The sequence below is a fragment of the Bradyrhizobium sp. USDA3010 genome (genome assembly GCF_056429065.1).
Genome location: NZ_JBWJZD010000001.1, coordinates 282,725 through 294,994, shown reverse-complemented (window position 1 = coordinate 294,994; position 12,270 = coordinate 282,725). Strand labels below are relative to the sequence as shown.

Genomic DNA, 12,270 nt, shown 5'->3' with positions numbered 1-12,270 from the left:
ATGGGGCGTGGCCGGGGAAAGCGACAGCACAATGCAAATGTCGCTTTCCCGGAATCGGCAGCGCCTTATGCGCAGCCCCGGCTTACGCGGTCGGCGATTACTTGACCGTCAGGTGCATGTCCGGCGCCGGCCGGCCGGGGACCCATCCCAAGGCAAACCGCTGACCGGCGACGATCTCATTCCTCGAGAGCTTTGAGGCAACCGCATCGCGGAATCGGAGGTAGGCGTCGCGCTGCCGCCTGCCGGTGCGGGCCGCCGCCAGATTGAGCCATTTGTAGGCCAGCACATAGTCGTTCGGAACGCCGTGGCCCTTGTCGTACATCAGGCCGAGCATGGCTTGCGCGAACGGATCGCCCTGCACCGCGCCGCGATAGTAGAGATCGGCAGCGGCATCATAGGCCTGCGGGACGCCGAAGCCGTGCTCATACATGAAGCCGAGCAGGCCGAGGGCCCTTGGGTTGTCGCGGTCGGCGGCCGGCGCGAGCTCCCGGGACGCCCTGACATAGTCGCCGCGATGGAAGGCGGCCGTTCCCCGCGCCACGCTGTCAGCGCTCGCGACGGACGCGGTCATGCCCCAAAGCGCGACCGCAACCGAGGCGCAGAGGGCGGTCCGTTGCGTGAGCAGGCGGCGCATCGTGCGGCCCGGCTCAGTGGTAGGCGGTGGTGATCGGCGCATTGGTCGATGTCGTTGCGATGTTGCCGCGCAATTTCGATCGCAGCTCCTCGGCCACCATCTGGGCGTCGGAACTGTTGCGGATGATCTGCGGGCGAATGAAGATGATCAGCTCGGTGCGCTGGGTGCCGTTGCTCTGATGTCCGAAGGCATCGCCGAGGCCGGGAATCTGGTCAAGCACGGGAAGCGCATTGCGATTGCCGCTCTGCTGTTCGCTGATCAGGCCCGCCAGTAGCACGGTCTGGCCGTTGGCGACCGCGATCTGGCTCTTGACCCTCCGCTCCGACACCGTCGGGGTCAGGCTGTTCGCGCTGGTCTGCGGAACGTTGCTGATCTCCTGCTCGACATCGAGCCGCACGGTGCCGTTCACGCTGACGCGCGGCGAGACCCGCAGGATGATGCCGGTGTTGCGATAGTCGATGGTGTTGACCACCGTGTTGCTCCCGGTCAGCACCGTCGCGCTGCCGGTCGACACCGGGACGACGTCACCAACCTGCAGGGTCGCGACCTGGTTGTTGATCACGACCAGCGACGGATTGGAGAGCACCTTGACGCTGGTGACGGCATGCAGCGCATCCAAGATCAGGCTCGGCTGCGTCTCCGATCCGATCAGGAAGTTGAAGCCCGGGAAGGCGCGGTTGATGAAGGCATTGGTGACCGAGCCCGCGACGGAGACGGCCCCGGTGGTCGCGTCCGTGGTGGTCGCGGGCGCCGTGGTCGCCTGGGTGCCGAGGATCGAGCCGGTGTTCGGCTTCAGGCCGAGGTTCCGGCTGGTAAGATAGGTCTGCACGCCATAGGACAAAGTGTTGTTGAGCGTGACCTCGGCGATCGTCGCATCGATCGCGACCTGGAGCTGCGGCTCGTCGATCTGCTGCAGCGTCGCCTCGATGATGCGGTAGTTGGCCTGGTCGGCATAGATCAGGAGATTGTTGTTCACGACATCGGGCGTGATCCGCACGTCCTGCATGACGGGCTGGCCGTTGCCAGAGCCCGAGCCAGCGCCGCGTCCGCTATCCAGCGCGGCATTGTTGCCCTGGCCCTGATTGGGACTGTTCGCTTGCCCGCCGGCGCCAAATCCCTGGCCGAGGCCCTGACCCGTTGCGCCTGTCCCTGAGGTGCCGCGCGAGGCAAAGCTGCCCGAGTTCGAGCCCGAGTTGCCGTTCGCCGACAGACGGTCGGCGACGCTTGATGTCGACGAGGTGCCGGAGCCGGGCGCGAGCTGGCTGTCGGCGCTGTCGAGCAAATTGCCGGACGATCCGCCGAGGAACATGTCGGTCAGAACTCGCGCGATCTGGCGCGCATCGCCGTATTTGACGCGGTAGACATGGACCGAGGTGCGCGCGGTGTCGTTGCGGTCGAGGCGCTTGATCCAGGTCGCCGCCGTGTGCAACATGTCCGGCTTCTTGGTCACCACCAGCACCGCGTTGAGGCGTGCGATCGGCATGAACTTGATGACGTTCTGGCTGAGGCCGTTCTCGCCGGAATCGACGATCTTCTCCAGCTCGGCGATGACGGGCGCGGGCGAGCCGCTCGAGATCGGGAAGATGCCGACCGATTGGCCGCGCATCCAGTCGACGTCGAAGCTGAGCACGGTGTCGACCGCGGTGCGGCGCTCGGCGCCGGTGCCCTGGATCAGAAGCAGATTGCGCGTCGTGTCGGCGCGGATCGAGCCTGCCCTGGTGGCGAAGCTGTCGGTCAGCTTCAGCAGGGTCTGCGCCGACACATATTGCAGGGGGACCACCGAGATGCCGAATCCGGGTTCGGGATTGGCCGCCGCGGCATCGACGCGGCCGCCGCCGACGGCGTCGCCGAGCGGCGTCAGGCGATAGCCCGCGGTATCTTTCAGCAGCACCACGCCGCTCAGGCGAAGCGCGTTTTCGAGCACGAAGACCATGTCGGATTTCGGCACCGGTCGGACCGACACCAGGCTCACCGTGCCCTGTACCCGCGGGTCGATGGTGTATCCGACATGCAGGATGTCGCCGAGCACGACCTTGGCGACGGTCGCAACCGGCGTGCTCTCGAAATTCAGATCGAAGCCGTTGCCGTTCGAGGCCGGCTGCGGCCGCGCGTCGGCGACCCCGGTTACCTCGCTTCCCTCATACATCGCCGCGCGGACACTGCCGCCCTGGCCGCCGCCCGTCGCCGCCAGCCCGCTCACTGGTTGCGGCTGGCGCGGCAAGAGATCGAGCGATCGCACCTTGTCGGTGACGTCGACCTGGGACGCGTCCACGCTCTCGCCGACCGTCGCGGAATTGCAGGACGCCAGCAACCCCAGCGACGTCAGGGCAAAAATGGCTGCCAGGCCGCCACGGATCGTCGGGCAGCGGCCCACTGTGCCTACGCGTTGCATGAAGGCCCTTCGCTCTGACTAACTGAAATTTCGACGGCGTGCGACGATCGGTCCTACCCCGCTGGGACTCTTAGCGATCGAACATGACAGAAATAAATTGGTTACATGATCGGCGTTCGCGACCTGACCATCGCATCGCACCAAATCTGCGCAGCCGGCGCGCCGCCGTGGCCGCGATGCCACGTCAAGGTTTCTTGAGCCAGGCGAACGATGTGACTTCGCACAGCTGTCACACTTCGGATCGATAACCGCAGAATTGCCGGGAGCCGACGCGGCGGCGGATGGCACGGACTGATCCGGGATAGTGTGGCGGGATATCGAGAATGGCCAACGACCTGTCCGTTCGGTTCGTGGATTATCTGCGCCAGAACAATCATTTGGCGCCGATCGACGGATCGGCGGAGCGGAGCGGGCAGGGCGCCGACGCCAGGCAATTGAAACTGTGGGAGATCACCAGTCTCTCACCGACGGAATTCGCCGACGAAGCCGCGCGCTTCTTCGCGCTCGGCCGCCTGACGCTGCAGGAGATGACCTCGGCCGAACCGCTGGTCGGGGCGTTCTCGCCGCGCTTCCTGCGCGAGACCATGGTCTATCCGTGCCGGGCGGCCGATGGGAGCACTATCCTCGCGGTCGTCGATCCGACCGACCAGGCGACGCTGCGGGCGGCGCAGATCGTGCTCGGCGCTGGCATCAACATGAAGGTGGCATCGTCGGAAGATGTCGCCATCGCGCTGAACAACTCTTCCAGCGCCGAGGAGGCCGAAACCGCCGATACGGCGGCGACGCTGCCCCGCGAGGACGACATCGAGAGCCTGCGCGATCTCGCCAGCGGTGCGCCGGTGGTGCGCGCGGTCAACGATCTGATCGAGAAGGCCGTCGAGCTGCGCGCCAGCGACATCCATATCGAGCCGTTTTCCGCCGGCCTCATGGTGCGCTTGCGCATCGATGGCCTGCTGCGGCCGGTCGCGGCGCTGTCGGGGGTGCTGCCACAGGCGGTGGTCTCCCGCATCAAGATCATCGCCAATCTCAACATCGCCGAGCGCCGCCTGCCGCAGGACGGTGCGGCGCGGCTGCGGGTCGGGCGCACCGACATCGATATCCGCGTCGCGATCATGCCGATGCAACACGGCGAATCCGCCGTCATCCGCATCCTGCCCAAGGATCGCGGGCTGCTGGTTGTCGAAAAGCTGGGATTCTCGGAGAATGACGAAGCCAAGTTGCGGCGGCTGCTGAAGCTGCCGTACGGCATGGTCGTGATCACGGGGCCGACCGGCAGCGGCAAGACCACGACGCTGGCGACGATCCTCTCGATCCTCAATGAGCCCAGCCGCAAGATTCTGACCATCGAGGATCCGGTCGAATACGAGATCCCCGGCGTCAACCAGGCCCAGGTCAAGCCGGCGATCGGCCTGACCTTCGCCACCGCGCTGCGCTCCTTCGTTCGCCAGGACCCTGATGTCATCATGGTCGGTGAAATCCGAGATTCCGAGACCGCGCATGTCGCGGTGCATGCGGCGCTGACCGGGCATCTGGTGCTGACGACGCTGCACACCGAGACCGCGGCCGCCGCGGTGCCGCGCCTGCTCGACCTCGGGGTCGAAGGCTATCTGCTGCGTTCGGTGCTGCGCGGCGTGATCGCGCAGCGCCTGGTCCGGCAATTGTGCGAGCGCTGCAAGACGGCGCGGCAGCTGGCAACGGCCGATTTCACCGAGGATCCCCGGCTCGCCGCACTCGGATTCCGGGAAGGCGAGATCATTCACGAGCCATGCGGCTGCGAGCGTTGCGGCGGGACCGGTTATCGCGGCCGTCTCGGCGTATTCGAGCTGCTCGAACTATCCAACGAGCTGCGCGAACTGATCGGAGAGCGAAGCGACGGAATGAAGATTGATACGATGGCGATCCGGGCGGGCATGACCACGATGCTCGATGACGGGGTTGCCAAATGCCGCGCCGGATTGACCTCGCCCGCCGAGATCCTCCGCGTTGCAACGGTGCGGTGACGCCGTGCCGAATTATCGCTATCGCGCTTTGACCCAGGCCGGCGAGATCGTGAACGGCACGATCTCGGCTCCGACGGCGGCCGAGGTGGCACGGCGGATCGAATATCTCAAGCTGCTGCCGATCGAAACCACCGAGGACAAGCGCGCATCCGGCGCCACCGGTGGCCGCAGCCTGTTCGGCGGGCCGAGTGCCGCCGAGGTCACCACCTTCACGCGCGATCTCGCGCTGCTGCTCAAGGCCGGCGCGCGTCTCGACGACGCGCTGGAGCTGCTGTCCGGCGACGCCGATGTCGGCCGGATGCGTCCGGTGGTGGCGAAGATCCGCGCAGCCCTGCTCACCGGCGAGAGCTTCGCCGACGCGGTGGCCGATCATCCGACCCTGTTCCAGCCGATGTACATCGCCCTGGTCCGGGTTGGGGAAATCTCCGGCACGCTCGACTCCGTGCTCGAGATGCTGGGGACCGAGCGCGCGCGTTCCGAGCAGATGCGACGGAAGCTGACCGACGCCATGCAATATCCGGCCTTCGTGCTGGTCGCTGCATCCGGCGTGATGCTGTTCTTCCTGCTGTTCGTGCTGCCGCAATTCTCGACCGTGCTGGGCGATTTCGGCGGCAAGTCGGATACGGCGCTCGCCAGCTTCATCGCGGTGTCGGATTTCCTGCGCGCCAACGCCACGGCGGCAAGCCTGATCAGTGCGGCCACGATTGCGCTCGCATGGTGGCTGCTGCGGCAGGCGCGCGTGCGCGCCGCGGTGGTCAGCGGGATCTCGCGGGTGCCGGGCATCAGCAGCGCCTTCCAGTTCTATCGCGCAAGCCTGTTCTGCCGCAATCTGGGCGTCCTGCTCGGCAGCGGCGTCCACCTCACGGCCGCGTTGCGCATCCTCGTCGACATCATGGCGGTGACCGGCAGCGGGGCGAACTGGACCGCCGCCGCCGACCGTGTCCGCCATGGCGGAAAATTGTCGGACGCGCTCGCCGTGGCGGACAGCCTGCCGCCAATGGCGGTCCGCATGCTGCGGCTCGGTGAAGAGACCGGGCAGCTACCGGTGCTGGCCGGGCGGGTCGCGGAATTCTACGAAGCAAAATTGCAGCGCAGCCTGGACCGTGTCGTCGGCATCGTCGGTCCACTGGCGATCATCACGATCAGCACCGTCGTCGGCGGACTGATCGTATCGGTCATGACGGCGCTGCTCTCGGTCACGCAGCTAGTCGGTTAGAGCAGGGGTCATCGGTCATGATATCGCGCAACACGATCATCGAAACATTCTCCATGCGAGCGGGACGCGATCCGGGCCGCTCACAACGGCCAAGGCCGTCGGGGCAGGAGGGCTTTACCCTCGTCGAGATGCTGGTGGTGATCGCGATCATCGGCCTCATCATGGGGTTGATCGGGCCGCGCGTGCTCAACTATCTCAGCGAGTCCAAGGTCAAGACCGCGCGTATCCAGTTGCAGAGCTTCTCCAGTGCGCTCGACCTGTTCTACCTCGACGCCGGACGCTTCCCGTCCACAGCGGAGGGACTTGCCGCGCTGGTCCGGCGCACGCCCGGCGTCGCCGCCTGGAACGGGCCCTATCTGAAGGGCGGCAACGTTCCGAACGATCCCTGGAACCATCCCTATCTCTATCGTTCGCCCGGCGAACACGGACCTTACGACATCGTCTCCTATGGCTCTGACGGTCAGGAGGGCGGCAGCGGCACCTCGGCCGACATCTCGCTCGAAAAGACGACAGCCGCCAACAACGACCAATAAGGATGCATGGAGCATGAATGAGGCGACGCAGCGCGGTTTCACCCTGCTCGAGATGGTGTGCGTGCTTGCCATCATCGCGCTGCTGGCGGCCGTGCTGCTCCCGTTCATTCCGCACCAGACCTCGCGATCGCGCTTGCAGGCCTATGCGTTGCAAACCGCAACGCTGCTGAAGGCCGATCGCAATGCCGCCATCGAGCGCAGCACCAGCGTTGCGACGCTGGTCGATGCGGCGAGCCGGGTGATCCATTCGGGCGCGTCGCGCATGACGGTGCGAATCCCCGATGACGTGCGGTTCGATGCGGTGCTGCCGCAGAGCTGTCAGCGCCGCGCCGCACTGTCGACCATCCGCTTCTTCGCCAATGGCGGTTCCTGCGGCGGCTCCATCGCGCTGACGCGGCTCGATACGGGATATGAGGTCCGCGTCAACTGGCTCACCGGAAGGGTTGAAATCGTTGCTCGCGACGTCGCCGCCAACTAACCGCACTGATGCGGGGTTCACCATCATCGAGGTGCTGGTGGCGCTGGCGCTGGTGGCTGTCTCGATCGTTGCGATCGGCGCGGTCATGGGCGTCAAGACGCGCGGCGTCCGGGCCATGGAGCAGCACGTCGCGCTGATGCAGGCGGTGCGCACATTGATGACGGTCGGCATACCGCCGCGCGCCGAGTTGCAGTCGGGCACGTCGACGGGGCAGGCGGAGGGCTACCGCTGGACCATCGAGGTCAGTCCGCTCGGTGGCGACTGGACCGTGCCCGAGGGCAACGTGCCCTGGGCGCCTGAGCTGGTACGCATTCGCGTCAAGTCTCCGGGCGGTGCGTTGTCCGACATTCGCACCGTGCGCCTGATGCCGAGGTCTTCGGAATGACCCCGGCAAGGGCAGCACAGCGAACGGGCGAGCGTGGCTTCACGCTGATCGAGACCATTGTCGCGCTAGCGCTGATGGGGCTGCTGCTGTCGGCGCTCGCCAGCATCACGGCGCAATGGCTGCCGAGCTGGAACCGGGGGCTCGACCGGATCCAGCGCAGCGAATTGATCGGGATCGCGCTGGAGCGGATCGGCGCCGATCTCGCCGCGGCGGAGTTCGTTGCCGCCAACCGCGATACCCACAAGCCGCTGTTCGACGGATCGGAATTGTCGGTCACGTTCGTGCGCACGTCGGTGGGGCCGAATGCGGGGCCGGGGCTCGACGTGGTGCACCTTGGTGAAACCCGGGATCGCAGCGAGTTCGTCACGGTTCGTTCGCAGGCGCGCTTCACGCCGCTGGCCGACGGGGTGTCGCTGTCGGAGCAGGTGCATCTCGGCAGCCCGGTCGTGCTGCTGCGCGCACCCTATCGCCTGTCGTTCGCCTATGCCGGTCCTGACCGGGCCTGGAAGAGCGTGTGGAAGGATGCCAACAAGCTGCCGGCGATGATCCGGTTGACCGTGCGTGATGCGGCAAGCCAGCGCGTCCTGTCGGTGTCGACCATCGCGCCGGTCCATGTGCAGATTCCGAGCGACTGCACCAAGCCGGACGGCAATTGCGGCGACAAGCAAAGTTCCGACGGTGCCACCGATCAGGGGAAGACGTGATGGCGGCGTCTGGCAATAATATCGGCCGATCGCCGCCCAATCGCGGCTTCGTCATCGTTGCGGTGCTCTGGATTCTGCTTGCGCTGTCGTCGCTGGCGATCATCTTCTCGGCCTATCTTGCCGCGTCGGCGCGCGCCTTGGCGGCCAGCGACCTGTCGCTGCAGACCGAGGCGCTGGTGTCGGCCGGGCTCGAACTCACCGCCTATCAGCTGACGCTGACGGATGAGAAGACGAGGCCGCAGTACGGAGCGTTTCATTTCGGGCTGGACGACGCCAGCGTCGGTGTCTCCTTCACGTCGGAGGCCGGCCGCGTTGACCTGAACTACGCGTCGAAGGAAATGCTGATCGGCCTCTTTGTCGTGCTCGGCGCCCGAAAGGACGCCGCCAGCGAATACGCCGACCGGATCGTCGGCTGGCGAACCCGGCCGGTGCCGGGCAGCGAGAATGTGGAGGCCGCGCGCTACAACGCGCTTGGCTATTCGCCGCGGCAGGGGCTGTTCACCCATGTCAATGAGCTGGCGCTGGTCGCCGGTATCCCCGAGGCCTTCGTCGATCGCGTGTTGCCGTTCGTGACGGTGTTCAACGGCAGTCCGGATGTCGATCCGGCGATCGCTGCGCCGGAAGTGGCTCTTGCCGTGGATAAGGCATCGGGGAAGCAGCAGGACAGCTTCGGCGCGCCTGCTCCGTCGCCGAACGGCGGCCTCAGCGCCGGATCGCAGGCGCCGAACCCGCAAAGTGCGGCATCGACTGCGCAGAGCCCATGCTACCGGATCGCAATCTCGATCCGGTTCCGCAACGGTCACCGCACCACGTCTGAAGCGGTGATTGCGCTCGGCGACAAGGTCGAGCCATATCGTGTGTTGTCCTGGCAGAACGATGTCGAGCCGCGAAGCACGGTTCTGCCGCGGAGGAGAGGTTGATGGCAATACTCGCCGAAGCACGGCAATGGTTCGAGCAATGGATCGGCGCGGTCGCGACTGCCGTCGACGGCGTCGCCGGCAGGTTCATGCGCCGGCGCAGCATCGAGCTCGACGAAAATGCCGACGGTACGTTCACAGCCCGCGCCACCGCGTCGAGAGATGGCTCGCCGTCAGCTCCGGTTTCGTTCCGGCTCGACCACGATGCGCCGCAGCCTCCGTTGTCAACAGAGTGGAAGACGGCGTTCGACGGCAGCCGCATCGAGGTGCGTTTGCGATCGGATCACGTGGTCAGCCGCGTGCTTGATTTCCCGAGCCAGGCGGGCGACTTCCTCGATGGCATGATCCGCGCGCAGGTCGACCGCCTGACGCCATGGACCGCCGCCGATGCGGTGTTTGGCTGGGGGGCGCCGCAGCCGATCTCCAATGACCGTATCGAAGTCGCGTTCAGTGCGACCGCGGCGAGCAAGGTCGATCCGCTGATCCGGATGGCTGGGATGCTCGGCGCCGCCACCGTTGCGGTCTCGGCGCCGGCGGTTGGCGGCGATGGCGTCCCGCAGCAGGTGACGCTGCTCGACAGATCGCTGCGCGGCCTTGCCGGACCTGCGGTTCCGCGCCTGTTGCGCATCGGCCTGGTCGCGACGGCGGCTACGGCAGCGGTCTCCCTGCTGCTCAACGTCTATGTCGGCGGATGGCTGCAATCCGAGCAGGAGGACTTGCAACACCGCATCTCGCAGCGCCGCGCCGCGCTGCGTCTCGATGCCAATGGCGACTCGTCCGGTCTCGGCCTGCTCGCCAAGCGCAAGCAGACGACGCCGTCGAGCGTCATGGTTCTGGAAGCGATCTCGCGCGTCCTGCCCGACACGACCTATGTGACGGAGCTCCGCATCGAGGGCAACAAGGTGCAGGTGGTGGGACTGACCCAGGATGCGCCATCCCTGATCCGCCTGCTGGAACAGTCGCCGCAATTCACCCGCGCGACGTTCTTCGCGCCGACGACCCGCGCCGCGAACGAATCCGCGGAGCGGTTCCACGTCGAGGCCAATATATCCGCTTCCTTTGGGTCCGGCTCATGAGCGCAGCATCCCGATCGCTGACGGCCGTCAGCACTTCGCCATTGGTCGCGACCGCGAGCTATCTCGGCCTCTTCGTGCTGCTGCTCTTCGTCGTCATCTCGTCGCTCTCCGACATCATCGGCCTGCGCAGCGATGTTGCGGCGTCGGCCGGAATGCTGGAGCAGCTGGAGGGACGGTCCAAGGCGAATACCGCGCCCGGTCAGTCCCCGATGCCGACCGGTTCCGCCTATCTCGAGGGGGCGACCGTCACGGTTGCCGGCGCCACGCTGCTGCAGCGCGTGTCGGGCGCGGTGATCAAGGCCGGCGGCAATGTGTTGTCGACGCAGCTCGACGTTCCCAACGCGCCCGCGAAGGCCGGCTTCATCAGCATGGTCGCAAGCAGCGAGATCGAACAGGCGCAGTTGCAACAGGTGCTCTACGATCTCGAAGCCGGCATGCCGTTCCTGTTCATCGACCAATTGGTCGTGCAACCCGTCGCCGACGAGGCGGCGAAGGGCGCCGATCCCGGCAAGCTGCGCGTGCTGCTCGGCGTATCCGGACAATGGCGAGGAGCCAAGTGATGCGACGCTTCGCTGCAACCATCATGCTGTTGGCGGTGTCGGCCTATTCGGCGCCGGCTGCGGTGCCTGACCCATCCGGCGATGCACTGGACGCCGGGATGCTCGACGATACCCGTCTCGGTGGGCCGGTGTTGAGTTCACCGCCGCCGTCCGAACCGGTGACGTCGGTCCGGGTGGCGCCTTCGCCGGCGCCGACGCCCCGGCCGCTCAGCGCAAATCCGCTGTGGGGCATTCCGCTCAAGACGCTGTCCAACACCCGCGACCGCCCGGTGTTCTCGCCGTCGCGGCGGCCGCCGCCGGCCGTCGTTGCAGAGCCGGAAGTCAGCAAGCCATTGCCGCCGCCGCCACGCAAGATCGCGCTCGAGCCGCCGCCGCTGTCGCTCGTCGGCACGATCGCGGGAGACGATGAAAGTTTCGGGATATTTCTCGACCAAGCGAACAAGACCGCATTGCGGCTGAAGCTCGGCGACGATTTCCAGGGATGGAAGCTGCGAGCCATCAGCGGACGCGAAGTCACCATGCAGAAAGACGAGCATGATGCCGTGCTCACATTGCCCCAGCCGGGCACCGAGGAGAGCGGCGATGTCCGCCTCGTTCCGGTCAGTACCGACAGGAGGCCGTTGGCTGCGCGGATCCAGCGGTGACTGCGGTCTCGCTCCCGCGCTAGTTCGATCCCAGCCAGCTCTGCAGGGCCGGCGTCAGGAGAAGTCCGAGCGCCAGAAAAGGACCGAACGGGATCGACGTCTGGCGCTTCATCTCGTGGCCTGCGAGTTGCAGGCTGCCGGCGACAGCAAGTGCTGCGAGCGCCGCGATCAGCAGCAAGGTCGGAATCCCAAAGGCTCCGACCCAGATCGTCGCGGCGGCAAGAAACTTGACGTCGCCGAGTCCCAAGCCGTCCACGTGCCGCAAGGCGAAGTAGAGGCGCTGCAACAGAAAGAACAGGGCGCCGACGAGAGTGGCGATCGCCATCGCACTGAACGCGGCTGTCATGCTTTCAGTGCTGACGACATGTGCAAGCCCGAGTGCCGCGATCGCAAGATTCAGCCAATCGGGAATGATGCCGTGGCGCAGATCGATCAGCGCGACGATGCAGCACAGCACGCAAAGCGCGCCGTAAGATGCAATGAAATAAAGAGCTTCGCGATCGATTGGCATGGTGGCGGGACAAGTGTGACGCGTGAACACACTGTGTTGCAACAACTCGCGTGCGTTGAACAGCCCATTTTCAATCGAGCAATGCGTTTGCGGAATTGTGATCGTCAACAACGATCGCGAAGCAGAAAAGATGCGACAAAAAGTCTGCGCTGTCACAAATCCGCATAGGATACCGACAATAGTTCGGCCGATTACGTGCCGCGAGCCCTTTGCGGCAGAC

At 65.9% G+C, this 12,270-nt stretch carries 13 protein-coding genes; 10 read left to right on the top strand and 3 right to left on the bottom strand.

Translation table 11 applies throughout. The annotated features are described in order from the left end of the window. Positions 1-97 precede the first annotated feature (97 nt). The gene (locus AC066Y_RS01245) at positions 98-571 is read right to left on the bottom strand and encodes a tetratricopeptide repeat protein (protein ID WP_478272568.1); all 474 of its coding nucleotides are present in this window, start codon (positions 569-571) and stop codon (positions 98-100) included. A 76-nt stretch (positions 572-647) separates the two neighbouring features. Further along, on the bottom strand, positions 648-3,026 hold the full coding sequence (gene gspD, locus AC066Y_RS01240; protein ID WP_478272304.1) for a type II secretion system secretin GspD: 2,379 nt from the start codon (positions 3,024-3,026) through the stop codon (positions 648-650). 323 nt (positions 3,027-3,349) lie between these two features. Between gspD and AC066Y_RS01235 the strand changes: the two genes are divergently transcribed. The 10 genes from AC066Y_RS01235 to AC066Y_RS01190 are packed head-to-tail and all read left to right on the top strand — an operon-like array spanning position 3,350 to position 11,539. Then, positions 3,350-5,026 carry a GspE/PulE family protein gene (locus AC066Y_RS01235; protein ID WP_478272303.1) on the top strand — a complete coding sequence of 559 codons (1,677 nt, stop codon included), beginning with the start codon at positions 3,350-3,352 and terminating at the stop codon, positions 5,024-5,026. A gap of 4 nt (positions 5,027-5,030) precedes the next feature. Beyond that, positions 5,031-6,242, top strand: a complete 1,212-nt coding sequence (locus AC066Y_RS01230; protein ID WP_478272302.1) for a type II secretion system F family protein — start codon at positions 5,031-5,033, stop codon at positions 6,240-6,242. 53 nt (positions 6,243-6,295) lie between these two features. Next, entirely contained in the window at positions 6,296-6,775 is a 480-nt protein-coding gene (gene gspG, locus AC066Y_RS01225; protein ID WP_478272301.1) for a type II secretion system major pseudopilin GspG, read from the top strand. Between the two features lie 13 nt (positions 6,776-6,788). Next, entirely contained in the window at positions 6,789-7,253 is a 465-nt protein-coding gene (locus tag AC066Y_RS01220) for a prepilin-type N-terminal cleavage/methylation domain-containing protein (RefSeq protein ID WP_478272300.1), read from the top strand. After that, the gene (locus AC066Y_RS01215) at positions 7,228-7,638 is read left to right on the top strand and encodes a prepilin-type N-terminal cleavage/methylation domain-containing protein (protein ID WP_212017817.1); all 411 of its coding nucleotides are present in this window, start codon (positions 7,228-7,230) and stop codon (positions 7,636-7,638) included. Before AC066Y_RS01220 ends, AC066Y_RS01215 begins: the two co-directional genes overlap by 26 nt. Continuing rightward, positions 7,635-8,342, top strand: a complete 708-nt coding sequence (locus tag AC066Y_RS01210; protein WP_478272299.1) for a PulJ/GspJ family protein — start codon at positions 7,635-7,637, stop codon at positions 8,340-8,342. The genes AC066Y_RS01215 and AC066Y_RS01210 overlap by 4 nt, the downstream gene beginning before the upstream one ends. Then, a complete protein-coding gene (locus AC066Y_RS01205) occupies positions 8,342-9,262 on the top strand; it encodes a type II secretion system minor pseudopilin (RefSeq protein ID WP_478272298.1) in 921 nt (306 codons plus the stop codon). Before AC066Y_RS01210 ends, AC066Y_RS01205 begins: the two co-directional genes overlap by 1 nt. Continuing rightward, positions 9,262-10,335 carry a PilN domain-containing protein gene (locus AC066Y_RS01200; protein WP_478272297.1) on the top strand — a complete coding sequence of 358 codons (1,074 nt, stop codon included), beginning with the start codon at positions 9,262-9,264 and terminating at the stop codon, positions 10,333-10,335. Before AC066Y_RS01205 ends, AC066Y_RS01200 begins: the two co-directional genes overlap by 1 nt. Continuing rightward, complete coding sequence (gene gspM, locus AC066Y_RS01195; protein ID WP_224944000.1) at positions 10,332-10,895, top strand: type II secretion system protein GspM; 564 nt, start codon at positions 10,332-10,334, stop codon at positions 10,893-10,895. Before AC066Y_RS01200 ends, gspM begins: the two co-directional genes overlap by 4 nt. Further along, positions 10,895-11,539, top strand: a complete 645-nt coding sequence (locus AC066Y_RS01190) for a hypothetical protein (RefSeq protein WP_478272296.1) — start codon at positions 10,895-10,897, stop codon at positions 11,537-11,539. The genes gspM and AC066Y_RS01190 overlap by 1 nt, the downstream gene beginning before the upstream one ends. Before the next feature lie 19 nt (positions 11,540-11,558). Here AC066Y_RS01190 and AC066Y_RS01185 read toward each other — a convergent pair whose 3' ends face one another. Then, positions 11,559-12,050: a prepilin peptidase gene (locus AC066Y_RS01185; RefSeq protein ID WP_478272295.1), complete on the bottom strand. Its 492-nt coding sequence runs from the start codon at positions 12,048-12,050 to the stop codon at positions 11,559-11,561. Positions 12,051-12,270 lie beyond the last annotated feature (220 nt).

Coding starts and splice junctions, on each gene's coding strand:
- AC066Y_RS01190 (WP_478272296.1), top strand. CDS start 10,895: ATGCGACGCTTCGCTGCAACCATCATGCTGTTGGCGGTGTCGGCCTAT.
- gspG (WP_478272301.1), top strand. CDS start 6,296: ATGCGAGCGGGACGCGATCCGGGCCGCTCACAACGGCCAAGGCCGTCG.
- gspD (WP_478272304.1), bottom strand. CDS start 3,026: ATGCAACGCGTAGGCACAGTGGGCCGCTGCCCGACGATCCGTGGCGGC.
- AC066Y_RS01205 (WP_478272298.1), top strand. CDS start 8,342: ATGGCGGCGTCTGGCAATAATATCGGCCGATCGCCGCCCAATCGCGGC.
- AC066Y_RS01200 (WP_478272297.1), top strand. CDS start 9,262: ATGGCAATACTCGCCGAAGCACGGCAATGGTTCGAGCAATGGATCGGC.
- AC066Y_RS01220 (WP_478272300.1), top strand. CDS start 6,789: ATGAATGAGGCGACGCAGCGCGGTTTCACCCTGCTCGAGATGGTGTGC.
- gspM (WP_224944000.1), top strand. CDS start 10,332: ATGAGCGCAGCATCCCGATCGCTGACGGCCGTCAGCACTTCGCCATTG.
- AC066Y_RS01245 (WP_478272568.1), bottom strand. CDS start 571: ATGACCGCGTCCGTCGCGAGCGCTGACAGCGTGGCGCGGGGAACGGCC.
- AC066Y_RS01210 (WP_478272299.1), top strand. CDS start 7,635: ATGACCCCGGCAAGGGCAGCACAGCGAACGGGCGAGCGTGGCTTCACG.
- AC066Y_RS01235 (WP_478272303.1), top strand. CDS start 3,350: ATGGCCAACGACCTGTCCGTTCGGTTCGTGGATTATCTGCGCCAGAAC.
- AC066Y_RS01185 (WP_478272295.1), bottom strand. CDS start 12,050: ATGCCAATCGATCGCGAAGCTCTTTATTTCATTGCATCTTACGGCGCG.